Origin of the sequence: Streptomyces smyrnaeus (assembly GCF_017676345.1) — a bacterium.
Classification (GTDB): domain Bacteria; phylum Actinomycetota; class Actinomycetes; order Streptomycetales; family Streptomycetaceae; genus Streptomyces; species Streptomyces smyrnaeus.
In genome coordinates this window covers 12,575-39,559 of the sequence record NZ_JAFFZM010000024.1, presented here as the reverse complement: position 1 = coordinate 39,559, position 26,985 = coordinate 12,575, and the positions used below count along the sequence as shown (strand labels likewise).

Here is a 26,985-nt window from a genome sequence, read left to right as displayed (position 1 = left end):
GGCGGGGGCCGCCGGGTCGCGGACGGGGTCGGCGACAGTCACGGAACCGGAGTCCGGGGCAGCGCGTGCCGGGGACTGGGGGGAGCTGGTGGCCGCCGCGCTGCTGGGGTCCGAGCGGCGGCGCCCACCGGGTGGAAGCGTGACGGCCCTCCTGGACGCGGCGGCCACCGAAACCGTCCGTCGCCGGGCGGGTGCGCGGCCCGCCGTGTCCCGGCAGCGGCCCGAGCCCGCCCCGGCGGACGAGCGGGAGCCGCTGCCCAGCGCGGCCGAGCGGCGGCTGGCGACGCTGCTCGCCGACCGGGCGCTGAGCGGGTCGAGTCCGGCGGGGGCGGCGTCCGGGCGGCGCGGTTCGGGTCCGGACCTGGGTGAGCTGCTGCCGCAGTGGCTCGCGGAGGCGAACGCCCAGGGCTATCGCGCGCCCGCCGCGCTGCTGCCCGCGCTGCTGGACGCCGCTCGCGCCCGCACCGATCTTCGGGCCGAGACGCTGGCGTTCGCCGGCCCGCGGGCGCTGTGGCTGGCGCGGCACAACGCCGACTGGAAATTCGCGCTGCGCGACGGCGTCCGCCACCAGATCCCCGACGAACACCCCCAGGAGACGGAACGACTGTGGCAGGAGGGGCTGTTCGCCGAGCGGGTGGCGCTGCTGACAACTGTGCGGCAGCGCGATCCTCAGGCGGCGCTGGCGCTGTTGAGCTCCACCTGGCAGACCGAGCGGGCCGAGGACAGACTGATGTTCCTCGACTCGCTGCGCCTGGGTCTCGGCCCCGCCGACGAGCCGTTCCTGGAGCGGGCGCTGACCGACCGCAGCCGCACCGTGCGGGCGACCGCCGCCGAACTTCTGGCGACATTGCCGGGCTCCGCACTGGCGGCCCGGATGGCGAAGCGCGCCCGCAGCTGCGTGGCGCTGGACCGGATGGGCGGTGCGGGTTCCGCCCTGGCGCAGTCCTCCGGCCACCGCCGGGAGTCGCCTCCGGCAGCGGGCATCGTGGTGGAGGCCCCGCACGCGTGCGACACCGACATGCAGCGTGACGGTGTGGTGGCCAAACCGCCGACGGGGCGCGGGGAACGGGCCTGGTGGCTGGTCCAGCTGGTGGAGGCGACGCCGCTGGAGGTGTGGAGCGAACAGCTGGGCGGACTGACGCCCGCACAGATCGTGGCGCTGCCGGTCGCCGACGGCTGGCGGGACGATCTGCACGCGGCGTGGTGCGGTGCGGCGGTGCGGCAGCGGAACCCGGCGTGGGCGCGCGCCCTCATCGGGGAGCCCACCGAGCCGTTCTCCGAGGGTCCCGGCGATCCGGCCAAGCTGCTCGCGGTGCTGCCCGAGGAGGAGCGTGGCGAGTGGGCCGCACGCTTCATAGCGGCACACGGGCTGTCGGAGGCGTTCCGCATCCTGGGGGTGTGCGGCGTGCCGTGGTCGCTGCCGCTGGGGCGGGCGGTGGTGGACGCTTTGGAGATCGCGCGGGACGCGGGCAGCTACCCGTGGAGCTTCAGCGGGGTGATGGGGCTGGCCGAGCGCTGTCTGGACCCGGCCGACGCGGAGCGGCTCGCGCCGCTCACCGCTGTGCCGGACGAGAAGGAGGGCGAGTCACCGGGAGCCGGGGCTTACTGGGCGGAGTCGTTCCAGCGGCTCGTCGCCACCCTGCGGCTGCGCTCCGCGATGCTCGCGGAGCTGAGGGAGGGGCGGCGGGAGGAGATGCCGGGGCCCAGGGAGGGGTGACCCCGCACTGCACCGGGCCGACCACGGCCGGCGACGCCGCAGCGCCCCGTGCCGGCACCGCATCGACACCGCGACACCGCCCCGTGCTGACGGCTGACGGCTGACGGGCAACAACGGGCGACGGCAACGGGTGGGGGCTCAGGGGTTCAGGCTGCGACCGGGCCCACGTGGGTGCGGATCCAGTCGACGACCTCGCTGGTGGTGGCGCCGGGGGTGAAGATCTCGGCGACACCCTGCTCCTTCAGCGGGGGGATGTCCGCCTCGGGGATGATCCCGCCGCCGAAGACCTTGATGTCGGTGGCGTCCCGCTCGCGCAGCAGTTCCAGTACCCGTGCGAAGAGGGTGTTGTGTGCGCCGGAGAGGATGGACAGGCCGATGGCGTCCGCGTCTTCCTGGATGGCGGTGTCCACGACCTGTTCGGGGGTCTGGTGCAGCCCGGTGTAGATGACCTCCATACCGGCGTCGCGCAGGGCTCGGGCGATGACCTTGGCGCCTCGGTCATGGCCGTCGAGGCCCGGTTTGGCGACCACCACGCGGATCGGACCGGTCACATCCATCACTGCCTCCCTCTAGGACGACCTCCCGGCCGGACGGGCCACGGGGTGTGAACGCACGTTATCTCCAGCATCCCGCACCCGTCCCCTTCCGGGCTCGCAACCGAGGGGGAAATCACACGCGGGGCCCCGGATCCGGCGCCGGGCCGGAGGCGGGCCAGGCTGGGAGCGGGCCAGACCGGGGGCGGGCCAGACCGGGGGCGGGCCGGGTGGGGCGGGCCGGGCTGGGGGCGGCCCCGGGACGGGCCGGGACCAGCGCCGCACGCGTCGGGTGACGCGCGCGAGCCAATTCTCGTCCGCAGCGCCCACGACGTGACGCGCGTCCTGGATGCTCCCGCGCGCGCCCGGCGCCCGGGGCCCGCACGCCCCTCGTTGTGCGCCGGACGCGCCCCGGCTTCGGAACGGCCGGAACGCGGGCCGACCGACGGCAAGGCGGGGCGGCGCGGGGCGGCCGACAGTGCCCGCCGACCGTACGCGTATTTGCGCCGCTTGCACCGCCTTCATCGATTTCCCGAAGCGTTGAGGCGTTGAAGCCTTGATCAATTACGCCGGAAACGGACCGGCTCGACCATTCCGACCTGCGGGTATCGGCCGCCCATCAGAGCAGTGTCGGGCATATGGCGCGGACGGGGGATTCGGTGTTCGCGCCCGCATCCGTGGGGAGTTGGAACCGGACCGGGTGCGCCGGGAGCGTCCTCACCGCCCCCGGCACCGGGACGACGGACAGGGCCATCCGAGAGACTCACTCTTTCGAACGAATTTCGAACTCAACCTCTGCTACCAGTCCGTAGTCCGCCGAAAGGCGGCCGATTGCCCTTTTCCTGCGGCGCTAAAACCTCCCGTAGATTGTCGCCGTCGCATACCGCCGGGTACAGTCACCGCACTGCTCCGCCCCTGTCGCCGAGGCGAAAGAGAAGTTGGTGGTGAACGACCGTCATCCGTCGGGAGTCCCGAGTCCCGACGACCCCGGTTCCGGCTTCTCGTACGGCACCTACGACGCGGACTACACACAGCCCGCGTACGGCGCTTACAGCGAGGACGCCTACCAGGCCGGCTCGCACGACGGGTATTCCACCGGCACCTACGACACGTCCGGTGGCTCCTACGCCGACGGCTCAGGCACGTCCTACGGTGACGACGATCCCCTGTTCGGCACCCTTCCCGGGACCGACACCGGCAGCTGTCCGACCGCGTCGTGGGAGGCCGGCACCGCCTGGGGAACGGGGAGTTACAGCCCCGACCCCATGGCCACCGGGCACATCCCGGCGCAAGCGGGCCCCGAGCAGACCGACGGCGGCCTCTCCGCGCCGGGGTTCGGCGCAGGACACCTCAGGGCCGACGACGGCACCGGCCAGTGGACCTTCGGGGTGCAGGAAACCGGCGGCTGGGACACGACCACCTGGGGCACCGGCGGCTGGGACGCGGCCGGTACCCAGACCGGCGGTTGGACGACCGACGGCCAGGGCACGGCCTACGGCTACGAGAACCACGAGGGCTACACCGGTTACGAGCACGCCGCCTACGACGGACAGGGCGCCTACGACGGACAGGGCGCCGACGGGCAGGCCGCGTACGACGGTTACGACTCGCAACACGGCAGCCACGCGGGCCACTCCGCCCCCGCCGACCATTCCGGCCACGGCAACTACGAGGCGCACGACAGCGCCGCCTACGAGGCCTATGAGAGCTACGAGGCCTACGAGACCTACAACGGTTACGGCGGTGCGGGAGGTCACGAGCAGCCGGGCGGTCACGGTCTGCCGGGTTACGGCGGCGGCGAAGAGAGCACCTACGGCGCGGAGGCGGGATACGGGCCGGGCGCCGCACAGTTCGAACCCGACCACCACGGCTTCACCGCTCCCGAGCAGGGCCAGGACTCCACCGCCCAGTGGGACTTCTCCGCAGTCGCCCAGCACGAGCACGGGCACGAGCAGGCCGATGAGTCGCCGTACGAGCACGATTTCGCCCCCGGGTCGGACGACGAGTGGGACGGTCACGACGACACCGCCGCACCACCCGCCGCGCTCGGCACCGTCGGCGGCCCGCACGGCCGCGGACGCCGCCGCTCCCCCAAACCCCGGCCCCGGCGCCGGGCGCTGATCACCGTGGCCGTACCGTCCGTCGCCGTCATGGGTGTCGCGGGAGCCGCAGCGGCCAGTGTGATGGGCGACGACAACAAGGACAGCACCACGGTCGCCGCACCGGACGCCGCACCCGTCAAACCGTCGAGCGCCAACAGCAAGCTGGACACCCAGCTCCAGGGGCTCTCCGCGGACGCCGACGACTTCGCCGACCGCGCCAGCCGCACCCAGGAGCGCATCGACCTCAAGCAGCGCCAGGAGGCCGAGAAGGAGCGCAAGGCGAAGGAGGCGGCGCGCAAGGAGGCCATGCGCCCCAAGTTCGCGATCCCGGTCAAGGACCACTCCCTCAGCGCGCGCTACGGCCAGGCAGGCGTCAACTGGATGTCGATCCACACCGGTATCGACTTCCCGGTCAGTTACGGCACCCCCGTCATGGCCGCCACCGACGGCGTCGTCTCCACGAAGCACGACGTGGCGTACGGGAACATGGCGGTCGTGACGGCGAAGGACGGCACGGAGACCTGGTACTGCCATCTGAGCAGCAACAAGATCCGCTCGGGCGAGGTGAAGGCGGGCGATGTGATCGCCTACTCCGGCAACTCCGGCAACTCCACCGGTCCGCATCTGCACTTCGAGGTGCACCCGGGCGGCGGCTCGGCTGTGGACCCCATTCCGTGGCTCCAGAGCAAGGGCCTCAACATCAGCTGAGACCCCCAGCTGAAACCAGCTGGGGGTCGGCGGAGGGCCGGCTCAGGGCCGGTTGTGGCCAGGTGGTGCTTGCCGCTCGCAGATGGTGCCCCTCCGCGCATGCAGAGGGGCAACTCCGACCTGCGGCGCCGACGACGTCCCCAGCGCGCATACGCGCAGACCGCGCAGACGACGCCTACGGCGTCAGAGCTTCTCCACCGGCGCGTAGCGCAGCAGCAGCCGCTTGGGCTTCTCGCCGCCGAAGTCGATGGTCGCCTCGGCGTTGTCGCCGCTGCCCTTCACCGACTGCACCGTGCCCAGTCCGAAGCTGTCATGGGTGACGCGGTCACCGACCTGGAGAGAGACCACCGGCCGGTCCCCGGCGCGTCGTGTCGCGAAGCCGGAGGGGCCCGTCTGCGACGTCGCCCGTGAGGTGCCCCCGGCCCGGCCCGGGGCGCCGGGGGACGAGGAGAGGGACGCGCCGATCCCGGCACCGCCCCCGCTGCCCGTCCGCTTCCAGTCGAGGTACTCGGCGGGGATCTCCTCCAGGAAGCGGGAGGGCGGGTTGTAGGAGGGCTGGCCCCAGGCGCTGCGCATCGCGGCGCGGGTGAGATACAGCCGCTCCTGGGCGCGGGTGATGCCGACGTAGGCGAGTCGGCGCTCCTCCTCCAGCTCCTTGGTCTGGCCCAGGGCCCGCATGTGCGGGAAGACGCCGTCCTCCATGCCCGTCAGGAAGACGACCGGGAACTCGAGGCCCTTGGCGGTGTGCAGGGTCATGAGCGTGACGACGCCCTCGTCCTCGCCCTCCTCCGGGATCTGGTCGGAGTCGGCGACCAGGGCGACCCGTTCGAGGAAGTCGGCGAGTGTGCCGGGGGTCTCCTCCTCGCCGTGTTCCTGCTCGAACTCCAGGGCGACAGCGGCCAGTTCCTGCAGGTTCTCGATGCGGGTCTCGTCCTGCGGGTCGGTGGACGCCTGGAGCTCGGCCAGATAGCCGGTCTGCTCCAGCACCGCCTCCAGCACCGTGGCCGGGCCGGCGCCGGACTCCACGACGGTGCGCAGCTCCTCCATCAGCGCGTTGAACCGCTTGACGGCGTTGAGGGAGCGCGCGGCCATGCCGTACGCCTCCTCGACGCGTACGAGCGCCTGCGGGAAGGTGATCTTCTCGCGCAGGGCCAGCGCCTCGATCATGGCCTCGGCGCGCTCGCCGATGCCGCGCTTGGGCACGTTGAGGATGCGGCGCAGCGGCACCGCGTCCTCCGGGTTGGCCAGCACCCGCAGATACGCCAGGATGTCGCGGACCTCCCGGCGCTCGTAGAAGCGCACCCCGCCGACGACCTTGTAGGGCAGGCCGACGCGGATGAAGACCTCTTCGAAGACACGGGACTGGGCGTTGGTGCGGTAGAAGACGGCGATGTCGCCGGGCCGGACCTTCTTCTCGCCGCCGTCGGTCCCGGTCTCCCCGTGCTCCCCGTCGCTGAGGCGGTCGATCTCCTCGGCGACGAACTGCGCCTCGTCGTGCTCGGTGTCGGCGACATAGCCGGTGATGCGGGGGCCCGAGCCGGCCTTGGTCCACAGGTTCTTGGGGCGGCGGTCGGCGTTGCGCTCGATGACGGCGTTGGCGGCGGACAGGATGGTCTGCGTGGAGCGGTAGTTCTGCTCCAGCAGGATCGTCGTGGCGTCCGGGTAGTCCTCTTCGAACTGGAGGATGTTGCGGATGGTGGCGCCGCGGAAGGCGTAGATCGACTGGTCGGCGTCGCCCACGACACACAGCTCGGCCTGGTCCTCGGCGGGGCCGACCAGTTCGCGCACCAGCTGGTACTGCGCGTGGTTGGTGTCCTGGTACTCGTCGACGAGCACGTGCCGGAAGCGGCGGCGGTAGTGCTCGGCCACGTCGGGGAACGCCTGGAGCAGATGGACCGTGGTCATGATCAGGTCGTCGAAGTCCAGCGCGTTGGCCTCGCGCAGCCGCGCCTGGTACATCGTGTACGCCTCGGCGAGGGTCTTCTCAAAACCTCCCCCAGACTCCGTCCGGGAGGTGCCCCCGGCCGCCTGCGCCGCGAAGTCCTCCTCGTCGATCAGCTCGTTCTTGAGGTTGGAGACCTTGGCGCTGAACGCCTTGGGCGGGAAGCGCTTGGGATCCAGGTCGAGATCGCGGCAGACCAGGGCCATCAGGCGCTTGGAGTCCGCCGCGTCGTAGATCGAGAACGACGAGGTGAAGCCCAGCTTCTTGCTCTCCCGGCGCAGGATGCGCACGCACGCGCTGTGGAAGGTGGAGACCCACATCGACTGCGCCCGCGGCCCTACCAGCTCGGCGACGCGCTCCTTCATCTCGCCCGCCGCCTTGTTGGTGAAGGTGATGGCGAGGACCTGGCCCGGGTGCACATTGCGGGCGCCCAGCAGATGGGCGATGCGGTGGGTGAGCACCCGCGTCTTGCCGGACCCGGCGCCGGCGACGATGAGCAGCGGGGAGCCCGCGTGCAGGACGGCGTCGCGCTGCTGCTCGTTCATCCCCTCCAGCAGCGCGGCGGGGTCCACGACGGACCGGGGCGCGCCGTCGCGGTGGTACGCGTCACGCCCGCCGGTGCCCGCGGCGCCGCCCGCCCCGCCCGTGAAGGTGCCCGCGAAGAGATCGTCCGGGATCTCCTCGGCGGGGCCCGGGTGACCGGAGCCCTCGGGGTCGGGCGGCGGGGGCGCGTCCGCCTCGGGTGCCATACCGTCGAGGTCCGCCAGGAAGCTGTCGTCGAAGAGGCTGCTCATCGTCGTACGAGTCTAGGCCGCCGCACCGACACCCCGGGATGCCCCGGGGAGAACCGGCCGGGGAATCGGACCCGTACCGGACGCGTACCGGCCCGTACCGGACGTGATGGTGACCCGGGTCAGACCCAGAGGACGGCGATGAAGATGTTCGTCGTCGTCAGCAGACCGACGGTGCCGAAGAGCGGGGCGCTCAGCCGTTCCTCGTCGCGCTTCACATAGGTGAGGCCGAGGATCACCACGAGCAGTGCCAGCTTGAGGCCGATCTTGACGTTGTTCACCGAGCTGTCGTCCGCCTGGTTGAGCCCGACCAGGGCCACGCCGGTGACCAGCATGGTCAGCGCCCCGTGCAGCATGCTGGGGTGGATACGGGCCTCACCCTTGCCCATCGCCTTCATCTGTGTGAAGAAACCGCCGAGAAGCGCGGCTATGCCGATGATGTGCAGGCCGACGAAGACATTGATGAGTACGTCCATGGGCGCGAGCGTATCCGGGTGTTTTCAGCGCCTTTACCACACCCCCGGCTTCCCGGTCGAGGTCCTCGCGGCACCGGTCAGCGTCCGCGCATATGCCCTTGTATCGAGCCATCGGGCGGGCCGACCCGGGCGGCTTTGCGGCGAATTGGATCACTTCTGATCATCCCCGTGCCCGGTCGCCGCTGTTCCGCATAGCGTCCTCGCCAGGTGGCCGAGCCTCGCCGGTAGGCGCGGCCACCCCGGCTGCCGGGACAGGTGTGACGTGCACAACACCGCCCCTCGTAGGAACCGCACACCGGGACCTCGTAGGGACCGCTCAAAGGGACCGCAAGCACCAGTGAGGAAGTGACGGCCACCCATGGCCTCGCACCGCAAGCCCAAGCCGCATCCTGTCGCCGTGCCCGCCGCCCGCGCCGCCTTCACCCTGGCGCTCGCCACCCTCGCGGGCGCCACCCACTTCCAGGGCTCCGGCCACGCACAGCCGGGCCCGGGGCCGGAGACGGAGCCCCCACCGCGGCCCGGGCAGCCCTCGGGCAGGGCCGCGGTGGAAGCCGAGGTCGACCGGCTGCACCGGGACGCGGAGCGGGCCACCGAGACGTACAACGGTGCCCGCGAGAAGGCGCGGGCGGCGCAGCGCACGCTGGATGCGCTGCGCGACCAGGCAGCACGCCGCCAGGAGAAGCTCAACGCCTCCAGGGACGCGCTCGGCTCCCATGCGGCGGCGCAGTACCGCGACGGCAGCGGGGTCGCCCCGGCGCTGCGCCTCGCGCTCTCCTCCGAGCCCGAGGACTATCTGGAGCACGCGTCGGTCGCGGAGCGCGCCGGGGACCGCCGGGCGGCGCTGGTGAAACGTACGGTCGCCCAAACCCGGCAGCTCGCACAGGTGCGCAAGGAGGCGGCCGGTGTCTCCGCGGAGCTCCAAGAGGCCGCCGACAGCGCACGCCGCCACAAACGCACTGTCGAGGGCAAGCTCCGCCGGGCGCAGCAGCTGCTCAGCAGGCTCACCCCCGAGCAGCGCGCCGCCGTCCTCGACGAGCACGGCGGCGCCGCCGCACACGACCGCTCCCGGGACGGTCGCGCGTCACGCTCCGGCGGGGACCGGGACGGTGGCCCGGCCGCGCACACACCAGGCCGCGGCGCACCGGCCGGGCAGACGCCGGACGGGCAGACGCCGCCCCGGAAGAGTCCGACCGGGCAGGCGCCGACCGAGCGGTCCGCCCGTGCCGTCGCGTTCGCCCGTGGTGCACTCGGCAAACCGTACGTGTGGGGCGGTACGGGACCCTCCGGATACGACTGCTCGGGGCTGACGCAGGCCGCGTGGAAGGCGGCGGGCGTCTCGCTGCCGCGCACCAGCTACAGCCAGATCCATGCGGGCAAGCGCGTCTCCCGCGGTGAGCTCGCCCCGGGGACCTGGTGTTCTTCTACGACAGCGTCAGCCATGTAGGCCTCTACATCGGCGGCGGCCGTATGATCCACGCCCCTCGTCCCGGCACCGCCGTACGGGTAGCACCCACCGATCAGATGCCCTACGCCGGTGCGGTACGCCCCGCCTGAGGCCTGCCGCCTGCCCGAGGCCCCGCGTGAGGCAGGCCAAGGGGCAGACGGCGCAAAGAAGGCGTGGGTCTGGCCAGTTGCGGTGTGGCGGGTTAACTTCCGTGCTGCCGCGTGCGCAGGCGACCGAAGGGGGCCGCGCACGGGTCCGAAGGGCTCACGCACGGGGGCGAAGGGAGGGCACCGCATGTCCGAGGCCGCCGTACCCGCGCCGGTACCACCGAGCCCCGTGCCGGGTGAGCGGCTGCAGTTGGCGGCGCCGCCCGTCCACGCGTCGACGGCGGAGGCCCGCACCTACCGCAAGCAGCGGTTGGCGGCAGCGTTGCGGCTGTTCGGCAGGATGGGATTCGAGGAGGGGGTGTCCGGCCACATCACGGCCCGCGACCCGGAGTTCCCGGACTGCTGCTGGGTGAACCCGTTCGGCGTTCCTTTCGGACAGCTGACGGTCGGCGATCTGCTCCTCGTCGATCAGGAAGGGCGGGTCCTGGAAGGGCGCCGCCACGTCAACCAGGCCGCGTTCGCCGTTCACTCGCAGGTGCACAGCGCGCGGCCGGACGTTGTCGCCGTCGCCCACAGCCATACGACGTACGGACGTGCCTTCTCGGCCCTCGGGGAACTGCTGAAGCCGATCACCCAGGAGGCCTGTGCCTTCTACGCGGACCACGCGCTGCTCGACCGCTACACGGGTGTCGCGATGGATCCCGAAGACGGTGCACGCACCGCCGCGGCGCTGGGGCCGCACAAGGCCGTCATCCTGCGCAATCACGGGCTGTTGACGGTCGGGGACTCGGTCGACGCGGCGGCCTGGTGGTTCCTTCAGATGGAGCGCGCGTGCGAGATACAGCTCGCCGCGAAGGCCGCCGGAAAGCCGGTGCCGATCGACCACAGGAGTGCCGTGGCGACCCGTGAGCAGCTCGGCAGCGATCTTGCCGCATGGCACAACTATCAACCTCTCTACACCAGGATCACCCGGGACGAGCCAGACCTGCTGAGCTGACAAGGACTCATGTAAGGCACAATCCCCTTCCATCCCACGGAAGTTGAGAGGCGGGGTTGCGCAGTGGCCGTGGACACGGCTCAGGACGGCTCGAAAGGCCCGGACGACGAGGACGGGCAGGGCAGCGGCGCGCAGGGCACGAGCGGCGCCCACCGCTCGGGCCGGGCGGCCGGTACGGGCCCGGAGACGAGGAGGACGGCGACCGCCGGAAGGGACGCCGCCACCGACAGGAGTCCCACCGCCGGAAAGAGCCCCGCCGCCGGGAGGGGCCCCGAAGCGGGGAAGAGGGCAGAGCCGGGGAAGCCGGGGAAGAGGCCCGAGGCGGGGCAGGGCGCCGGTGCCGGTAGGGCTCCCGGCCCCGAGAAGGCCCGCGGCACGGAGAGGGACCCGGCCGCGCAGCAGGGTGCCGCCCCCGGCGCGAGCGCGGGCCGGCTGCCCGGCGCGCGAGCCGGTGCGCCCCCTCCCGGCCGGTCGCCGCGCTACCCGGACCGCCCCACCTCCTCGGCACCGACCTCCGCCGCGCCCTCCCCCTCGACGCCCACGTCCGCCGCGCCCTCCCCCTCGGCACCGGCCTCCGCCGCTGCCTCGCGCACCACCGCTCCCGCGCCCGGCCGCACCGGCGGCGACACCCGTACCGGCACCACCGGTGGGGTGCAGCCGCCCTGCCAGTGCGACAGCTGCCCGCACAGCGCCCGCGAGGGCTACCGCAAGGCGCTGGCCGCCTTCGTGCAGCGCCGGGACGAGCTGGCCACGGGTCAGGGCGTCCCCGTGGGGCTGGCGCACTCGGCGGGTGCCTCGCGCCAGTGGGTCTCGGACGAGCTGACCGAGGCCGCGCGGGCTGTCGCCGACCGGAGCCGCGAGGAGGGCGAGGCGTGGGTGGCGCGGCTGTGGCGGCGCACTCTGGTCGCCGTATGGGCCGCTGTCGGCGTACTGCTGCTGGTGCAACTGCTGTTCGCGCTCGCCGGTGGCTGGTCGACCGGCCGGACGGCCGGTCTGGTGGCGGCTTTCGTATCCGCTTCGCTGCTGTCCGCCGCCGCTTGGCTGCACCGGGCGCGTGGCGGTGTGCTGGCTCCCGTGATCGGTGAGGACAACCGGCTGTCCACCTCCCGGACGGTGGCTGCCGGATGGGTGCTGCTGTCCGTCTTCGCCGTACTGGTGCTGGCCGTCGAACTCGCCGCGGCGGCCGGGCCCGAGCAGCGCCGTGCGCTGCTGGCCGGTCTGGATCTGTCGCGCGGCGCCGGGGTGGTGACCGTGCTCGCGCTGACGTGTGCGGTGGCCGTCGTGGTGCGTCGCACGGTGGCCGTGCGGGTGCAGGGCAGGCGGCTGCAGAAGGTGCGTGCCGACCGGCCGCGCGCGGCCGACCTGCTCACGGACGACGCGGGCCGCGGTGCGTTCTCCGATGTGCAGTACGTGCTCATCAGCGCGGTAGCGGTGGTCTTCGCCGCGGTGCGGCTGGCCCGGCAGCCCGACCAGCTGCCCGACCTGCCCTGGGGGCTGGCCCTGCTGGTCGTCGTCTCGGCGGCGACGTACCTGGCCGGAAAGTACGCCGAGGGCGGTCGCCCGGTGGTGCTCTCGGTGGTGCGGGCCCGGGAGATGGGCGATCTGCACTCCCCCATCCGCACCGGTGACGACATCGAGGTCCGCGGCGCGGGCTTCGTCCCTCCGGGTGCCACGGCTCCCGACCGGCTGGCCCGCATGGTCGTCCGGATCGGTGCCGTCCATGTGCACGCGCCTCTCATCCCCGTTCCCGGTGGTTTCAGCAGTCCGTCCGACACCGCTGTGACGGTTCCGGTCCCGGTGGAGGTCGAGCCGGGCCGGGTGGAGGTGCAGGTGGTCACGGCGGCGGGGGTGGAGACCAACCGCTACCCGATCGACGTGGTCGAGTGACGGGCCGCCCGACAGGGCGGAACGGGCGTACCCGGTGGGGCCGATGGGCACTTGCCAGCCGGGTGGGCCCTCGGGGAAGAATCGCCTCCGCACACCGAACACGTTTGCGGAAGGCGGGAGCGACGGATGTCTGTGACAGGGCCGGCGGGCGGCGGTCCCAACGACGTGCCCAAGACCGTCAGCGCCTACCCGGGGCGCGGGCCTGTCGCCGGGGCACCCGTGGGAGTGCGCGGTCTCGCCGCGCGGTACGCGCTGCTCCCGCTGCGGCTCTTCCTGGGCATCACCTTCCTCTACGCGGGCATCGACAAGCTCACCGACCCGGACTTTCTGACCGGGGACGGGCCCGGTTCGTTCGCCGGGACGCTGACGGCCGTGCACGACGCGGCGGCGGCCACCTGGATGGTCGACCTGGCGCAGCAGAGCCCGCAGGGGTTCGGTACGGCCATCGCCGTCGGTGAGGCAGCCGTCGGTCTGGGCACCCTGTGCGGGCTGTGGGCACGGGTGGCGGCGGCCGGCGGGGCGCTGCTCTCCTTCTGCCTGTGGATGACGGTGAGCTGGTCCAGCGAGCCGTACTACTACGGCAACGACCTGCCGTATCTGATGGCGTGGCTCCCGCTGCTGATGGCGGGGGCGCCGATGTTCTCGCTCGACTCGCTGCTGGCGGTGCGCAGGCGGCGCAAGGGGCAGCAGATCTTCGGCTAGCCGCCTCCCCCGCGCTCGCTCAGCTCCCGTCGCCGGGTGACCGAGCGCCGCACCAGGAACGTCGCCAGCGCGGTCAGGCCGGCCAGCACCAGGGAGACCGGCACCACCACCAACAGCACCCAGAAGGGGACCTCCACCTCGCCGGCGGCGTCCAGCAGATAGACGGCCGCCACCGCGGTCATGGCCAGCCCGAGCAGCAGCCGGGAGGGTTCGAAGCGATGCATCATCCGGTCCCTCCCGCCGAGGGGACACCCTGTTGCGGCGCCTGCCCCTCTCCGTCTCCCTGCCTCTGTCCCCGCTCCTGCCCCGGTTCGGGCTCCGGTCCCGGTTCGGGCTCCTGCCCCGGTCCGGCGCCCTGCAGCGGCTCGTTGTCGGACCGCTCGCCCGAAGGCAGCTCCCGTACGATCTCCGCGCGGCCCGCGCCGACGCTCAGCTTCACCACGACCGTGCCTTTCGCCTTCGTACCGGCGAACGGGCGCAGCGTGAGCTTCCGCTTCGTCCCCAGACCGCTCGCCTTGTCGAAGACCACCTCTCCGTCGCTGTCCAGCGACCGCGGGAACCTCATGTCCCCCATGTCGACGTCCGCGCTCACCTCGACCACCGCGTCCTCGGGCACGACCACCTTCATCTCGCCCGCGCCGACGCGGGTCTCGGTACGCAGCGTCTGGCCCGCCTTCAGCCCCGTAGCGCGCAGGTCCAGTTCGCCGGAGCCGGAGCCGAGTGCGTAGCGCGGCTTGACCTCGTCGACCGCTGCGGGCACCCAGCGGGTCTCCCGGAAGTGGGTGGTGATGTCGTCCGGCAGCGCCGCCGTACCCGCCAGCAGCCCGGCGGTCAGCACGATGCACACGATGGTGCCCGGCCCGGTACGGCCGACGAAGGCGCTGATGCCCAGCCCGATGCCGAAGACCGCGAGCATGCAGCTCAGGCCGATGGCGAGAGTGGTGGCGAGGGGGTTGTGGTTCCAGGAGACGGCCGTGGAGACCCCGCCCGCGAGCAGTGCCAGCAGGAAGGTGAGCCCGCCCAGTGAAGCCCCGCCGGCCTGCCGTACGGGCGGCCCCGCGCCGCGGGTGCTCGCCGGTGCCGGTGCCCTGGGCGGGCCGCCGGAGTGCTCGTGGGCGCTGGGCGGCGCGGCGTACGGGAGGGCGTCCTCGGGCCCCCACAGATAGCCGGTGACCGCCCCCGCGCGGTTCCAGGCGGGTCCGGTCGCCTTGGTGGCCCCGGCCTCCTTGGTGAGCGGCTCCCGCCACCAGGAGGTGGGCGCCGGGACGGGAGGTGCCTGCGCCTCGGGGGGCGCGTCGGCAACGGCGTGCGCCGTCGTCGGGTCGAGCTGCGCGCCCTCGGCGCCGGCTGCCTCGATCTGCCGACGGTGCCGCGACCAGTACGCCGCACCCGCCACCGCGCCGATCAGCAGCGCGGAGAACGGCACGCTGCGGCTGCCGAGCGAGGCGAGGAAGAGGCCGCAGCCGACGAGCGCGACCAGTACCGCCGACAGCGAGCCGCCCTCGACCCGGCCGGACAGCAGTCGCCGCCCCTCGTTCTGCGTCTCCCCCTCGGCGGGGATGAGCAGCCAGGCGAACCCGTAGAAGATCAGCCCGAGCCCGCCGACGACGGACAGCACGACCAGCGGTACCCGGAAGATCACCGGATCGAGGTCGAAGTACCGCCCGAGACCGCCGCAGACGCCGCCCGCGACCTTGTGCGAGCGGCTGCGCCGCAGCTTGCCCCGCCGCGGCTCGGGCACCGGGTTGTGCGCGCCCCAGGAAGCAGCCCCGCCCTTCTCCCCCGCCGCGCCCGCCGCGGTCCCGCCCGGCGCGGGTTCCCCCTCCGCTCCCGGCGCGTGGCCGCCGGCGGCGCCGGCGGCATGCTGCGCCGCGCGCCCCGCCGTGTGCTGCTCCTCCTCGCTCATGGCCCTATGGTCGCGCCCCGGGCACCGGCAGGCATCGGGGGCCTACCCCGAGCGATCCCTGAGATCGGTGGTGGGGTTCCGCGCCGGCGTCGGGGACGGCTCAGGGCGCAACCCTGATGTCCGGCCGCGCCAGTCGTGTGACGATCGGAGCATGACAGCGCCCGCCTCGCCCGCCCCCGAGGCGGCCCCGCAGGGACCCGGAACCCGGACCGCGTCCTCGGAGCCGCCGGAAGAACCGCCTTTGCGCAAGCTCTACCGCAGCGCGGAGGGCCGGATGCTCGGCGGGGTCGCGCGCGGGCTCGCGGGGCATCTGGGGCTGCCGGTCTCCTGGGTGCGGATCGTCTTCATCGCGCTCAGTCTCGCCAACGGGCTCGGGGTGCTGCTGTACGCGGCGTTCTGGTTCGTGGTGCCGCTCGGCACGGGCGGGGTCGGTGCCGGGCACCGCACCGGCGCAGCGGGGCTGTCCGAGGCCGTCGCCGATCGCGACGGGCTGCGCCGCCGTATCCTCCGCAAGCCCGACAAGGGCCAGCTGATCGCCGTTCTCGCGCTGATCGTCGCCATCTTCATCACCGCGGACAACCTCCAGTTCGGCGCGGCCAACACCTATCTGTGGCCCGTCGTCCTCATCGGTATCGGCGTCGCCCTGGTGTGGCGGCAGGCCGACAACTCCCGCCGTGCCCACTGGGCGGAGGTCAGCCGCCGTACGCGCCTGCTGCCGATCGCCCGCAGTGCGGCGGGGGTCGCGCTGGTCGCCGTCGGCGTGACCGGCATCGTCGTGGTCCAGGGCTCGGTCAGCCACCTCGGTTCGGTCCTCCAGGCGGCGCTGGCCGTACTGGTCGGCATCGCGCTGATGGCGGGCCCGTATCTCGTACGGATGGTGCAGGACCTGTCCGAGGAACGGCTGATGCGCATTCGCGCGCAGGAGCGGGCGGAAGTGGCCGCGCACGTCCACGACTCGGTGCTGCACACCCTTACCCTGATCCAGCGCAGCGCCGACAAGCCCCGCGAGGTGGCCCGGCTCGCCCGCGCCCAGGAGCGGGAGCTGCGCGCCTGGCTCTACAAGCCGGCCGACGCGACGGGTGCGGCCGCCGAGGAGGAGGACGAGCCCAAGACCCTCGCCGAGGGGGTCAAGGCCACGGCCGCCGAGGTCGAGGACCACCACGGGGTGCCGGTAGAGGTGGTCTGCGTCGGGGACTGCCCGCTCGACGAGGCGCTGGGCGCCCAGCTTCAGGCCGCACGCGAGGCGATGGTCAACGCCGCCAAGTACGGTGGCGAGGGCGGCGCCGTACAGGTCTTCGCCGAGGTGGAGGGGCGTACCGTCTTCATCTCCGTGCGGGACAGGGGCCCGGGTTTCGATCCGGACGCCGTCCCGCAGGACAGGATGGGCGTACGGGAGTCCATCATCGGCCGGATGCGGCGCAACGGCGGCACGGCGCGGTTGCGCACCGCGCCGGGCGAGGGGACAGAGGTCGAACTGGAGATGGAGAGGGCGGCGGAGTCGTGACCGACGAGGCGACGGGCAACGAGCAGCAGGGTGACGGCGGCAACGGCCCCGGTGGCGGGGACGGCGCCGACGGCCGCCGCCGGGTCCGGGTCGTCCTGGTGGACGACCACCGCATGTTCCGCGCGGGAGTGCAGGCGGAGATCGGCCGCACCGACGAGACGGGTGTGGACGTGGTCGGCGAGGCGGGCGACGTCGACCAGGCGATGACGGTCATCGAGGCGACCCGGCCGGATGTCGTACTGCTGGACGTCCACCTCCCGGGCGGCGGCGGTGTCGAGGTGCTGCGCCGCAGCACCCCGCTGATGGGGGACGCCGAGCAGCCGGTGCGTTTCCTCGCGCTGTCCGTCTCGGACGCCGCCGAGGACGTCATCGGCGTCATCCGCGGCGGCGCGCGCGGCTACGTCACCAAGACGATCACCGGTGACGACCTGGTCGGCGCGATCTTCCGCGTCGCGGACGGCGACGCCGTCTTCTCCCCGCGGCTGGCCGGCTTCGTGCTGGACGCCTTCGCCTCCACGGACGCCCCACCGGTCGACGAGGACATGGACCGTCTCACCCAGCGCGAACGCGAGGTCCTGCGCCTGATCGCACGCGGCTACGCCTACAAGGAAGTCGCCAAGCAGCTGTTCATCTCCGTCAAGACGGTCGAGTCCCACGTCTCGGCGGTACTGCGCAAGCTCCAACTGTCCAACCGCCACGAACTGACCCGCTGGGCGACGGCGCGGCGGTTGGTGTGACCGCCGGGCCCTGGGCCCCCGAGAGCCGGACTCACACATAGGGCCGCACGCAGGTGAAGCCGCGTTCTCGCAGCAGCGGGAGGTAGCGGTCGACAGCGGCGACGGTCTGGTGCCGGGGGCCGCCGCCGTCGTGGTGGAGGACGATGGCGCCGGGTGCTGCGTTCTCGGTGACGGCACGCACGATGCGGGCCGTGCCGGGACGGGCCCAGTCCTGGGTGTCCACGGACCAGTTCATGGGCTCCATGCCCAGATCGGCGCAGACCTTCAGGGAGGGCGGGTGCCAGTCGCCGTAGGGGGCACGGCACCAGCGGGGCGGGGTACCGACGACGCGGTCGATCAGTTCGCTGGTGCGGCCCAGCTCGCCGCGTACCTCGGCCTTGGGCAGCCGGGGCAGTTGGCGGTGGGTGTAGGAGTGGTTGCCCACCACATGGCCGTCGGCGGCGATGGCGTGCAGCAGGTCGGGGAAGGCGGCGGCGTTCTCGCCGACGACGAAGAAGGTGGCCTGGACGCCGTGCCGGCGCAGGACGTCCAGCAGCGCCGGGGTGTGTTCGGGATGCGGTCCGTCGTCGAACGTGAGGGCCATGACGTCCCGGCCCTGCAGCGCGGGCAGCCGGGTCTCGGCGTGGGTGCGCACCGGGGGGTGCGCCTTCGGGGCACCCATGGAGGTCTCGCCGGCGAGGGGGCGCAGCCGGTAGCTGTCGGGGGCCGCCCGGTGCAGCTGCGGCGCCTTGCCCGCCGCCCGGGGGCCCGGTGCCGCCCTGCCCGAGTCCGGGCCCCCGGGGGCGGGCGCCGACGCGGATGCGGGGCCGCCGCGGTGCCCGGCCGCCGCCCCCGGGTGCCGGCCGCCACCGGAGTCCTCGTGGACGAGCAGGCCCACACCGACGCCCGTGACCGACGCGGTACCGACACCGAGGCCGACGCACAGCAGAGCCCTGCGCGAAACAATATGACTATCGGATCGCATGATCTTTGGTTAGCAGCAGCCGCCGCCATGGTGCGGGAGCCGCGCGCGGGTGGCTCCCGCACTCCCCTCGAACAGCGCACCGGTACCGGGATGCGGACCTCTCTTTCCGGTCCGCGGACCTTCTCCGGGACGCGGACCTTGTGCGGGACGCGCACCTTGTGCGGGTCGTGGGCCCCTCTCAGGCCGACGGCGCTCCCGCCTCGTGCGCCTCGTCCATCTCGCCCACCTCGTCGTCCTCCGGCTCGTCCTGCACCCGCAGGGCCGCGATCCACAGCGGCAGCAACCGGTGCAGCGTCAGGACGGCCAACCCGGTGGCGGCGAGCGGGACGGCGAGGTCGGCCAGGGACATCTCCGCGAGCCAGGCGATGTAGAAGCCGAGCAGCGCGGCCGTCATCACCCAGGAGTTGACGCGGTACGCCCTCGCGTGGACCTCTCCTCGCTCGGCCCTCTGCCGCTCGTCCAGCACCCGGGCCCGCAACTCCAGCAGACCGCGCGTCATGGAGTTGAGGAAGCCGGTGAGCGGCACCCATACCAGCAGCGCGATCAGCAGCGCGGCCAGCGGCCAGGGCGACGCCCAGGCGTAGGCGCCCACCATGCCCGCGAGGCCGACGGCCGTGGTGACCACATGGGCCACCACGATGCGGCGCCGCGCCCCGCGAGTGGCGTGCAGGCGCCTGGCGCGCGCGTCGTTCATCGTCTTGAGCAGCCACTTGTCGTAGCGCGTGGGCTGTGCGTCGGCGTGCGTGCTGGTGCTCATGCGGTGGTCCTCCCCGTGGTGCGTGTGGTCGTGCCCGTGGTGGGTGCGGCGGCGGACGCTTCCGGGTCGCTGCCCGTGCCGTACACCTCGTCGGTGAGCGGACGGAACGGCTCCAGGGAGAACAGGGCCTCCACCGGCAGCCGGAAGTGGGCGGCGATCCGCAGCGCCAGATCGAGGCTCGGGTTGTACTGCCCGCGCTCGATGTAGCCGATCGTCTGGTAGTGCGCGCCCACCGCTTCGGCCAGCGCCTGCCGGGACACCTTCCGCTCCGCCCGGACGACCGCCAGCCTGTTGTGTACGTGCTCGCTCATGTATAAGAAGTACTACATGCGGCAGCACAGCCGCAACATCACCGGGCGAGCACACCTTCCCTGCGCCGCCGGTTCCGGAGCGGAAGCCGGTCGCCCCGGGCGGGGACCGGCCCGGGTACTCTCGCCCGGTGTCTCTCCTCGGCCGGATACGCGGCGCCGCACGGCGCACCAGGTTCCTCGTACTGAGCGGTGTCCTCGCCCTCGCGCTGGTCGCCGTTCTCGTCCCCGCCCTGCTGCTCGACGCGGACGAGTCACCGGCGTGCCGCCCGGCGCCCGGCTCCGCCGACGCGCTGGCGCGCGACCCCGAACGCGCCGCCGAAGCACTCGATCCGGGCGAGAACATCACCCGCACCGGACCGCTCAAGCGTCTGCTGAGCACCACCGGCGACCCGCTGTGCGACGGCGCCGAGGGGACCGAACCAGCGGGCCGCGCCCTGGTCGCGGCCACGACCGGCCGCACCACGGAACAGCAGCGCGAGCCCGCCCGGCCGCACACCGAGCGGGAGGCACGCGTCGCGTACGCCGTCGTACTGCTGCTCAGCAAGGGCAGCGAGCACTACCGGCCCGACTTCCCGCTGGGGCTCAACCCCTACCTCGCCCAGATGTTCGCCTCCTACATCCAGGACACCAGCAGGGCGGTGATGCGCGGGACGCCCCACGACTGGCAGCACCCCACCGCCACCGACGAGGAAGCAGACTACGGTGACGGCAGCGGCAACTGGGCCACTCCCTTCCCCTCGGGGCGCGACGTCCATGTGGTCTTCCCCGAGTTCGAGACGGCACAGAAGGTGATACGCCGAGTGGCCGCCTCCCCGCGCGCCTTCGCCACGCTGTACGACGCCGAACGCGCCCGCTTCGCCTGGTATCTGGAGCGCCTGACCGACAGCGCGCAGGAGCCCGGCACCAAGGCCAAGGAAGGGATCACGGGCACCGAGCTGGAGCTCGAACAGAGCGCCACCGTGGTCGCCGAACTCATGGCCTCCCGCACGGTCGCCGTCAAGGACGGTCTCGCCCCCTCCCTCGCCGAGTTCGACCGCGCGGTACTGCGGCACACCCGCGGCCTGTACCACCCCGCCGACCACCGGGTACGTTCCCGCCCCTCCGCCGCCACCCTCGCCCAGCGCCGCCCCGACGCGTCGCCGGGCCGCGGAAAGCGTGCCACCGAGCGGTTGATGGACGGCAGGGTGCAGCTGTTCACCGTCTTCGACGCATGGGCGCGGGAGCGCGGCATACCCGAGGGCCGGGCCGAGCGGCTCCGCGGGCAGCTGGACGCCCGCTATGCCAACGCCCTCAACCTGCTGTGACCCGGCCGCGGACGAGCCGGCCGCGGATCATCAGTCGGCGGCGGGCAGCCGCAGCCCCGTACAGCCGCGCTCCGCGCTCTCCCGCTCGGCGAAGGAGGCGAGCATCTTGCGCATCCCGGTCCGGTCGAGCTGCTTGCGGCTGAGGGTCTTGTCCTCGGAGTAGGAGTCCGTCTCGTGGTCCGGTCGGCTGACGGAGATCTTGAAGCCCGCCGGCCGGCCGTCGCACCGGGCCATGGCCCAACCGCTCTCGTCGGTGAGCCACGGCCCGACCCGCTTCTCGTCCGTGCGCGCGCCGTGGTGCCGGGCCTGCCCCAGCATCACCCGCTGCGTCCACTCGCCGTACAGCCCGTGCAGCGAGAGCACCGGGCGGTGCGGTTCGCCGTCCTCGTCCTCGCCGGACGGCCGCACCGTGCAACTGGTCAGCGGAGCCGGGCCTTTGGGGATACGCAGATCGACGGACCAGCCGGCGTCCTGGAACGGGCCGCGGGCGAGCGCCGCACAGGTGGTGCCGGCCGCGCGGGCGGAGGGTACGGACCCGGGCGCCTGCTGCTCGATCTCCTTCTCCGGGACGGGCAGCGGGTCGGTGTCGCAACCGAGCTTCTCGGCCGCCTTGTTGGCGACGGCGGCGCCCGCGCGGACCAGCTGATGCGGCTCGGAGCGGTGTCCGGCCAGCACATCCACCAGGAGCCGGCCCGGGTTTCCGGCGGCGTCCTTGCCGCGGCCGGGGCAGCGGGGCAGCAACGTCAGCCCGGCCAGCCGGGACTCGAAACCCGGGAGGCCGCCGGGGAGCGCGGACGTCGGGTGCACACCGTCGTCCCGGAACTCCCGTATCAGTTCGCGGTCGATGTCGTCGCGGCGGCTGTAGACGTGGACTTCGAGGACCCGTTCGCCCTCCTCGTTCGCCACTTCGCAGCTGTAGCGCCCCAGGTCGCCGTCGAGTTCGCTGCGGGACTCGGTCAGATGCCCGTCGGCGTGGCCGGTGGTGTTGCGCAAGGTGTCCATGGTGCCGTCGGGCAACGCGCCGTCACAGGCGCCGGATGTGATCACGCTGTCCTTGACGGTGGGCGTGACGGCCCATCCCGCGCCGCCGAGCACCAGTACGCCGAGGCCGCACCACACGGCGATCCTCGTACGGCGACGGCGCCGGTCCGTGCGCTCCTGGAGGACGCGCCACCGCTCGCGCCGCTCGTCCTCGTCCGTCTGTTGCTGCTGCTCCTCCGCATCCGACACCACGGCACCGTATCCCAGCCCCGTACCCGGCCCGAACACACGTGTGCCCCGCGCTCCTGGCACCGCTCCGGGCGGAGCGGGGCAGGGGCGCGGGGCACACGGCGAACTGCTCAGCGGGAGCTCGACACGCGGCTCACTCCCACTCGATGGTCCCCGGGGGCTTGCTGGTGACATCCAGCGTGACCCGGTTGATCTCGGCGACCTCGTTGGTGATCCGCGTCGAGATACGGGCCAGCACGTCGTAGGGCAGCCGCGACCAGTCGGCCGTCATCGCGTCCTCCGAGGAGACCGGACGCAGCACCACCGGGTGCCCGTAGGTACGGGCGTCGCCCTGTACGCCGACGCTGCGTACGTCCGCGAGCAGCACCACCGGGCACTGCCAGATGTCCCGGTCGAGCCCCGCGGCCGTCAGCTCCTCGCGGGCGATGGCGTCCGCCTCCCGCAGCAGGTCCAGCCGCTGGCGGGTGACCTCGCCGACGATCCGGATGCCCAGCCCCGGACCGGGGAACGGCTGGCGCTGGACGATCTCCTCCGGCAGGCCGAGCTCCTGCCCGACCATCCGCACCTCGTCCTTGAACAGCTTGCGCAGCGGCTCGACCAGCTCGAATTCGAGGTCCTCGGGGAGACCGCCCACGTTGTGGTGCGACTTGATGTTGGCCGCGCCGGTGCCGCCGCCGGACTCCACCACGTCCGGGTAGAGCGTGCCCTGGACGAGGAAGGCGACGTCCTCGCCCGCCGCGCCGGCCTCCGCGACCAACTCGGCCTGCGCGGTCTCGAAGACCCGGATGAACTCCCGGCCGATGATCTTGCGCTTCTGCTCGGGGTCCGAGACTCCCGCCAGCGCGTCGATGAAGCGGTCGGCGGCGTCCACGACCTTCAGCTGTACGCCGGTCGCCGCCACGAAGTCCTTCTCGACCTGCTCGGTCTCGCCCTTGCGCATCAGCCCGTGGTCGACGTACACGCAGGTCAGCTGATCGCCGATGGCCCGCTGCACGAGCGCGGCCGCCACCGCCGAGTCCACCCCGCCGGACAGCCCGCAGATGGCGCGCTTGCCGCCGACCTGCGCACGGATGGCCGCCACCTGCTCGTCGACGATGCTCGCCGTCGTCCAGGACGGGGTGAGCCCGGCGCCCCGGTACAGGAAGTGCTCCAGCACCTGCTGGCCGAAGGTGGAGTGCATCACCTCGGGGTGGTGCTGGATGCCGTACAGCTTCCGCCCGTCGTCCTCGAACGCCGCGACCGGCACCAGCTCCGTGGAGGCCGTGACGGTGAAGCCCTCCGGCGCCGCCGAGCAGGCGTCGCCGTGCGACATCCACACCTGCTGCTCGCTCGGGGTGCCCTCGAACAGCGTGGAGGACGCCTTGGCGACGGTCAGCCGGGTACGGCCGTACTCCCGGCTGCCGGTGTTGTCGACCGTGCCGCCCAGCGTCGTCGCCATCAGCTGGAAGCCGTAGCAGATGCCCAGGACCGGGACACCGGCCTCGAACAGCTCGCGGTCGAGGGAGGGCGCGCCCTGGGTGTAGACGGACGAGGGGCCGCCGGACAGGATGATCGCCTTCGGGTTCTTGGCGAGCATCTCGGCGACCGGCATGGTCGACGGCACGATCTCGCTGTACACCCGCGCCTCGCGCACCCGACGCGCGATGAGCTGGGCGTACTGCGCGCCGAAGTCGACGACGAGAACGGTGTCCGGAGTGCTCTCGGACGGGTTGGAAGCCACGAAGCTGATGCCTTTCGGCGGTTCGGCGGTGAAGCGGGGGATTCACCTCCGATGATAACGGTGCCCCTGGGTGGCCGATCCCACAGCCGACGCGGTGGCATACTGGGCGCATGCTCATGCGGAACACGTGGTTTACCTATGGCACCGGCCCGGCCGGCTGCCATGGTCGTCGTTCTGTGTGAGAGAAGCCACATACGAACTTCCCCAGGCGCCCCGGGCCGGTCAGGCCCGGGGCGCCCGTGTGTGTCCGCCCGGGCTGCCGGGATCCGCGGGCTCCGCGAGCCGAGGAGTAGACGCCGGATGAGCACAACGAGCACGAGCACCAGCACGGAAGCTGCGATGCGGGAGCGGATCGACACGCTCGACGCCCGTCTGATCGCGCTCGTGCGCGAGCGGATGGAGCTGTCGGAGAGCGTTGGCGGGCGGCGCGTCCAGTTGGCCCGCGAGATGGAGGTCCTCGACCACTACAGCACCGAGCTCGGCGCCCCGGGCCGCGATCTTGCACTGACGCTGTTGCGCTTGTGCCGGGGCCATTAGGGCAGGCCCATTCCGCGCACCCACCGGAAACCGGAGACAGGGCCCTCACCCGTACGGCGCGTGACCGCCCTGCGGGGCCTTCGTTGGACCCGGTGTCCCTGATCTCCGCCGGGCGCCCGGTGGCGAGCGGGGCGGCGTCACCGGAGCGATGAGACACCCGTCCTCCCCGGGAGGGGAGACGCCGGGTGTCGTGGGACCTCGCTCCGGTGCTGTGACCGGACGGCAGGGGACAGCAGCCCGGTCACGACAGCGGCCGGTCCCGGGGACGCTCTGGGCCGGCCGCTCCGCGGCTCTCCCGTGCACCGGGCCCGCACGAGATCTTTGCCAGAACCTGGAAATCCCTCTGCGTCGAAATGGTTGCGCGGGGTGCGGCGGATCCAGCACGATGCAGAGAACCACGCACCAAACCACCTGACCACACGGCCAGTTGGTGGACCGTGGCGGAGTTCCGCCATTGGTTCGACCAATTCGGCGGCGCTTCCCCCCGGCGCCGCCTCAGCACAGGCGCTGCCCTGACGCCGGTGCTGGCCCGAGGGCCCCGCGGCTGCCGCCACCCACCCGGTCGGCGCCCGGGGCCCTTCGTCGTGCCGCGCTATGCCCTCTCGGGCGCGCCTTCCGCCCTCGCCCGGATACCGTCCACGGCCTGCTCAGCAGCCTGCTCAGCGACCTTCTCAGCAGCTTCTTCGGCCGCCTCATCGGCCCGCTTGCCGTGCGACACCGACACGATCGGCAGCCGCAGTGCCCCGAAGGCGCTCTCGGGCACGGCGGGCCGGGCCGGGGCCACCGGCTCCAGTCGCTGGTATGCGGCGTCCTGCGCGGGACGCGGGTCCGCCTCCCCCTTGTTCGGCCAGAACGACATGGCGCGCTCGGCCTGCGCGGTGATGGTCAGGGAGGGGTTGACGCCCAGGTTGGCGGAGACGGCGGAGCCGTCGACCACATGGATGCCCGGGTGCCCGTACAGCCGGTGGTACGGGTCGACGACCCCGTGTTCGGGGCTGTCTCCGATGGGGCAGCCGCCGAGGAAGTGGGCGGTCAGGGGGGTGCCCATCAGCTCGCCGATGTTGGTGCCGGCGAAGCCGTTGATCTCCTCGGCCAGCGCGCTCGCGGCCTCGGCGCTCTCGGGGATGTGCACCGGGTTGGGTGCGCCGTGTCCCTGCCGGGCGGTGAGCATGCCTTTGCCGAGGCCCTTGTCCTTGCGGTAGGTGGTCAGCGAGTTGTCGAGGGTCTGCATGACCAGACCGATGATGATGCGCTCGGACCACTTGCGCGCGGACAGCGACCGCAGGAAGAGCGCCGGGTGCCGCAGGCAGGTGAAGACATGGGCGAGCGCGCGCGGCAACAGGGTGTGCTGCCGCACCTGCAGCGTGGTCAGGGCGCTCATGGAGTTGGAGCCCTTGCCGTAGCGCACCGGTTCGATATGGGTGTTGGCGTTGGGGTGTACGGAGGAGGTGATGGCGACGCCCTTGGTGAAGTCGGGTCCGGCCTCCTCGCCCCACTTCTTGCGGTACCTGCGCGGCACGGTCTGCGCGCCCACCAGTGCTTCGGAGTTGGTGCGGGTCAGCTCCCCCAGCCGGGGCGAGAGCCGTGGGAGGGTGCCGGCGTCCCTGACCCGGTGCAGCAGCTTCTGCGTGCCGTAGGTGCCGGCGGCCAGTACGACGTGCCGAGCCCGCAGGATGTGCGGCCTGGCGCCACGCCGGTTGCCGTACCGCCTGCCGCCGGCAGACTTGTCGGTGCGTACGGTCAGCACTTCGTAACCGTCCGCCTCCGTGCCCGGGGTGCGCTCCCTCAGGCCCACGACGGTGGTCAGCGGGCGGATCTCGGCGCCGGACCGCTCGGCGAGGTGGAGGTAGTTCTCGTTGAGGGTGTTCTTGGCGCCCCGGCGGCAGCCGGTCATGCACTCGCCGCACTCCACACAGGCGGTGCGATCGGGGCCCGCGCCGCCGAAGTACGGGTCGGGGACGGTCTCGCCCGCGGTGGTGCGCACCGCGCCGTCCGCGTCCTTGCCGTCGCCGAAGAAGACGCCGACGGGCGCGAGATGGAAGGTGTCGCCGTAGCCCAGACGGTCGGCGGCGGCCTTCAGATGGACGTCGGAGGGCGTGGTGGTCGGATTGATGCGGACGCCGAGCATCCGCTTGGCCTGGTCGTAATAGGGCGCGAGTTCGTCCTGCCAGTCGGTGATGTGGCCCCACTGGCGGTCCTCGAAGAACGGCTTCGGGGGCACGTAGAGGGTGTTGGCGTAGTTGAGCGAGCCGCCGCCCACCCCGGCGCCCGCGAGGATCATGACGTTGGCGAGGAGGTGGATGCGCTGGATGCCGTAGAGCCCGAGCGAGGGCGCCCACAGGAAGTTCTTCAGATCCCAGGAGGTCCTGGGCAACTCCTCGCGGGTGAAGCGCCGGCCGGCTTCGAGCACGCACACCCGGTAGCCCTTCTCGGTCAGCCGCAGCGCCGAGACCGCGCCGCCGAATCCGGAGCCGACCACCAGCACGTCGTAGTCGAACGGGTCTGCGTCCGACCGCTTTCGAGCAGGGTTGGGTAGGGACACGAGTACCTCCGGTTCTGCGGTGACGGTGCGGAAGGGGCCCCGTACGCGCGGGGCAACGGCCGAGGGG

At 72.5% G+C, this 26,985-nt stretch carries 20 protein-coding genes and 1 pseudogene; 10 read left to right on the top strand and 11 right to left on the bottom strand.

Annotated elements, in window-relative coordinates; all coding sequences use genetic code 11:
- Nucleotides 1-88: 88 nt before the first annotated feature.
- Nucleotides 89-1,717, top strand: a complete 1,629-nt coding sequence (locus tag JW613_RS29990) for a DUF5691 domain-containing protein (protein WP_307866102.1) — start codon at nt 89-91, stop codon at nt 1,715-1,717.
- Nucleotides 1,718-1,863: 146 nt separating this feature from the next.
- On the opposite strand, the gene icmB is transcribed toward JW613_RS29990, so the two are convergent.
- Nucleotides 1,864-2,274, bottom strand: coding sequence for a coenzyme B12-dependent isobutyryl CoA mutase small subunit (gene icmB / locus JW613_RS29985; protein WP_185017928.1), 411 nt, complete (start codon nt 2,272-2,274; stop codon nt 1,864-1,866).
- Between the two features lie 920 nt (nt 2,275-3,194).
- Between icmB and JW613_RS36670 the strand changes: the two genes are divergently transcribed.
- Nucleotides 3,195-5,060 (top strand): M23 family metallopeptidase, encoded by a 1,866-nt coding sequence (locus tag JW613_RS36670; RefSeq protein ID WP_443742846.1) that lies wholly within the window; start codon nt 3,195-3,197, stop codon nt 5,058-5,060.
- Between the two features lie 183 nt (nt 5,061-5,243).
- Here the strand turns inward: JW613_RS36670 and pcrA are convergent, their stop codons facing one another.
- Both pcrA and JW613_RS29970 read right to left on the bottom strand, forming a co-directional pair.
- Nucleotides 5,244-7,796, bottom strand: coding sequence for a DNA helicase PcrA (gene pcrA, locus JW613_RS29975; protein WP_209214024.1), 2,553 nt, complete (start codon nt 7,794-7,796; stop codon nt 5,244-5,246).
- A gap of 119 nt (nt 7,797-7,915) precedes the next feature.
- Nucleotides 7,916-8,269, bottom strand: coding sequence for a hypothetical protein (locus JW613_RS29970; protein WP_209214023.1), 354 nt, complete (start codon nt 8,267-8,269; stop codon nt 7,916-7,918).
- Nucleotides 8,270-8,627: 358 nt separating this feature from the next.
- Here JW613_RS29970 and JW613_RS29965 point away from each other — a divergent pair.
- The 4 genes and pseudogenes from JW613_RS29965 (at nt 8,628) to JW613_RS29950 (ending at nt 13,406) form a co-directional block, all read left to right on the top strand.
- Nucleotides 8,628-9,823, top strand: a pseudogene (locus JW613_RS29965) (C40 family peptidase).
- A 184-nt stretch (nt 9,824-10,007) separates the two neighbouring features.
- Nucleotides 10,008-10,817, top strand: a complete 810-nt coding sequence (locus JW613_RS29960; RefSeq protein WP_209214022.1) for a class II aldolase/adducin family protein — start codon at nt 10,008-10,010, stop codon at nt 10,815-10,817.
- A gap of 651 nt (nt 10,818-11,468) precedes the next feature.
- On the top strand, nt 11,469-12,704 hold the full coding sequence (locus JW613_RS29955; protein WP_209214061.1) for a hypothetical protein: 1,236 nt from the start codon (nt 11,469-11,471) through the stop codon (nt 12,702-12,704).
- A 126-nt stretch (nt 12,705-12,830) separates the two neighbouring features.
- The gene (locus JW613_RS29950) at nt 12,831-13,406 is read left to right on the top strand and encodes a DoxX family protein (RefSeq protein WP_221506024.1); all 576 of its coding nucleotides are present in this window, start codon (nt 12,831-12,833) and stop codon (nt 13,404-13,406) included.
- On the opposite strand, the gene JW613_RS29945 is transcribed toward JW613_RS29950, so the two are convergent.
- Entirely contained in the window at nt 13,403-13,633 is a 231-nt protein-coding gene (locus JW613_RS29945) for a hypothetical protein (RefSeq protein WP_099883535.1), read from the bottom strand. The two genes, JW613_RS29950 and JW613_RS29945, sit on opposite strands and share 4 nt — an antisense overlap.
- Entirely contained in the window at nt 13,630-15,312 is a 1,683-nt protein-coding gene (locus JW613_RS29940; RefSeq protein ID WP_209214021.1) for a PspC domain-containing protein, read from the bottom strand. Before JW613_RS29940 ends, JW613_RS29945 begins: the two co-directional genes overlap by 4 nt.
- Before the next feature lie 151 nt (nt 15,313-15,463).
- Between JW613_RS29940 and JW613_RS29935 the strand changes: the two genes are divergently transcribed.
- Together JW613_RS29935 and JW613_RS29930 are read left to right on the top strand one after the other, a co-directional pair.
- Complete coding sequence (locus tag JW613_RS29935; RefSeq protein WP_209214020.1) at nt 15,464-16,816, top strand: ATP-binding protein; 1,353 nt, start codon at nt 15,464-15,466, stop codon at nt 16,814-16,816.
- Complete coding sequence (locus JW613_RS29930) at nt 16,813-17,553, top strand: LuxR C-terminal-related transcriptional regulator (RefSeq protein WP_209214019.1); 741 nt, start codon at nt 16,813-16,815, stop codon at nt 17,551-17,553. Before JW613_RS29935 ends, JW613_RS29930 begins: the two co-directional genes overlap by 4 nt.
- 31 nt (nt 17,554-17,584) lie before the next feature.
- Here JW613_RS29930 and JW613_RS29925 read toward each other — a convergent pair whose 3' ends face one another.
- From JW613_RS29925 to JW613_RS29915, 3 genes are all read right to left on the bottom strand, one after another.
- Complete coding sequence (locus tag JW613_RS29925; protein ID WP_209214018.1) at nt 17,585-18,517, bottom strand: polysaccharide deacetylase family protein; 933 nt, start codon at nt 18,515-18,517, stop codon at nt 17,585-17,587.
- A 178-nt stretch (nt 18,518-18,695) separates the two neighbouring features.
- Nucleotides 18,696-19,274 carry a hypothetical protein gene (locus tag JW613_RS29920; protein ID WP_209214017.1) on the bottom strand — a complete coding sequence of 193 codons (579 nt, stop codon included), beginning with the start codon at nt 19,272-19,274 and terminating at the stop codon, nt 18,696-18,698.
- Nucleotides 19,271-19,585, bottom strand: a complete 315-nt coding sequence (locus JW613_RS29915; protein ID WP_245226521.1) for a helix-turn-helix transcriptional regulator — start codon at nt 19,583-19,585, stop codon at nt 19,271-19,273. Before JW613_RS29915 ends, JW613_RS29920 begins: the two co-directional genes overlap by 4 nt.
- Before the next feature lie 128 nt (nt 19,586-19,713).
- On the opposite strand from JW613_RS29915, the gene JW613_RS29910 reads away from it, so the two are divergent.
- The gene (locus tag JW613_RS29910; protein WP_209214016.1) at nt 19,714-20,889 is read left to right on the top strand and encodes a hypothetical protein; all 1,176 of its coding nucleotides are present in this window, start codon (nt 19,714-19,716) and stop codon (nt 20,887-20,889) included.
- A gap of 30 nt (nt 20,890-20,919) precedes the next feature.
- Here JW613_RS29910 and JW613_RS29905 read toward each other — a convergent pair whose 3' ends face one another.
- Nucleotides 20,920-22,119, bottom strand: a complete 1,200-nt coding sequence (locus JW613_RS29905) for a hypothetical protein (protein WP_209214015.1) — start codon at nt 22,117-22,119, stop codon at nt 20,920-20,922.
- Nucleotides 22,120-22,252: 133 nt separating this feature from the next.
- Nucleotides 22,253-23,839 carry a glutamine-hydrolyzing GMP synthase gene (gene guaA, locus JW613_RS29900; RefSeq protein WP_209214014.1) on the bottom strand — a complete coding sequence of 529 codons (1,587 nt, stop codon included), beginning with the start codon at nt 23,837-23,839 and terminating at the stop codon, nt 22,253-22,255.
- Nucleotides 23,840-24,139: 300 nt separating this feature from the next.
- Between guaA and JW613_RS29895 the strand changes: the two genes are divergently transcribed.
- Nucleotides 24,140-24,376: a chorismate mutase gene (locus JW613_RS29895; protein ID WP_209214013.1), complete on the top strand. Its 237-nt coding sequence runs from the start codon at nt 24,140-24,142 to the stop codon at nt 24,374-24,376.
- Nucleotides 24,377-24,968: 592 nt separating this feature from the next.
- Here the strand turns inward: JW613_RS29895 and JW613_RS29890 are convergent.
- Nucleotides 24,969-26,918, bottom strand: a complete 1,950-nt coding sequence (locus JW613_RS29890; RefSeq protein WP_209214012.1) for a GMC oxidoreductase — start codon at nt 26,916-26,918, stop codon at nt 24,969-24,971.
- Nucleotides 26,919-26,985 lie beyond the last annotated feature (67 nt).

What these genes read in the sequence shown, in the direction of transcription:
- JW613_RS29915 (WP_245226521.1), bottom strand. Translation starts at nt 19,585, where the DNA reads ATGAGCGAGCACGTACACAACAGGCTGGCGGTCGTCCGGGCGGAGCGG.
- JW613_RS29940 (WP_209214021.1), bottom strand. Translation starts at nt 15,312, where the DNA reads ATGAGCGAGGAGGAGCAGCACACGGCGGGGCGCGCGGCGCAGCATGCC.
- JW613_RS29935 (WP_209214020.1), top strand. Translation starts at nt 15,464, where the DNA reads ATGACAGCGCCCGCCTCGCCCGCCCCCGAGGCGGCCCCGCAGGGACCC.
- JW613_RS29970 (WP_209214023.1), bottom strand. Translation starts at nt 8,269, where the DNA reads ATGGACGTACTCATCAATGTCTTCGTCGGCCTGCACATCATCGGCATA.
- JW613_RS29925 (WP_209214018.1), bottom strand. Translation starts at nt 18,517, where the DNA reads ATGCGATCCGATAGTCATATTGTTTCGCGCAGGGCTCTGCTGTGCGTC.
- JW613_RS29945 (WP_099883535.1), bottom strand. Translation starts at nt 13,633, where the DNA reads ATGATGCATCGCTTCGAACCCTCCCGGCTGCTGCTCGGGCTGGCCATG.
- pcrA (WP_209214024.1), bottom strand. Translation starts at nt 7,796, where the DNA reads ATGAGCAGCCTCTTCGACGACAGCTTCCTGGCGGACCTCGACGGTATG.
- JW613_RS29920 (WP_209214017.1), bottom strand. Translation starts at nt 19,274, where the DNA reads ATGAGCACCAGCACGCACGCCGACGCACAGCCCACGCGCTACGACAAG.
- JW613_RS29960 (WP_209214022.1), top strand. Translation starts at nt 10,008, where the DNA reads ATGTCCGAGGCCGCCGTACCCGCGCCGGTACCACCGAGCCCCGTGCCG.
- icmB (WP_185017928.1), bottom strand. Translation starts at nt 2,274, where the DNA reads ATGGATGTGACCGGTCCGATCCGCGTGGTGGTCGCCAAACCGGGCCTC.
- JW613_RS29950 (WP_221506024.1), top strand. Translation starts at nt 12,831, where the DNA reads ATGTCTGTGACAGGGCCGGCGGGCGGCGGTCCCAACGACGTGCCCAAG.
- JW613_RS29895 (WP_209214013.1), top strand. Translation starts at nt 24,140, where the DNA reads ATGAGCACAACGAGCACGAGCACCAGCACGGAAGCTGCGATGCGGGAG.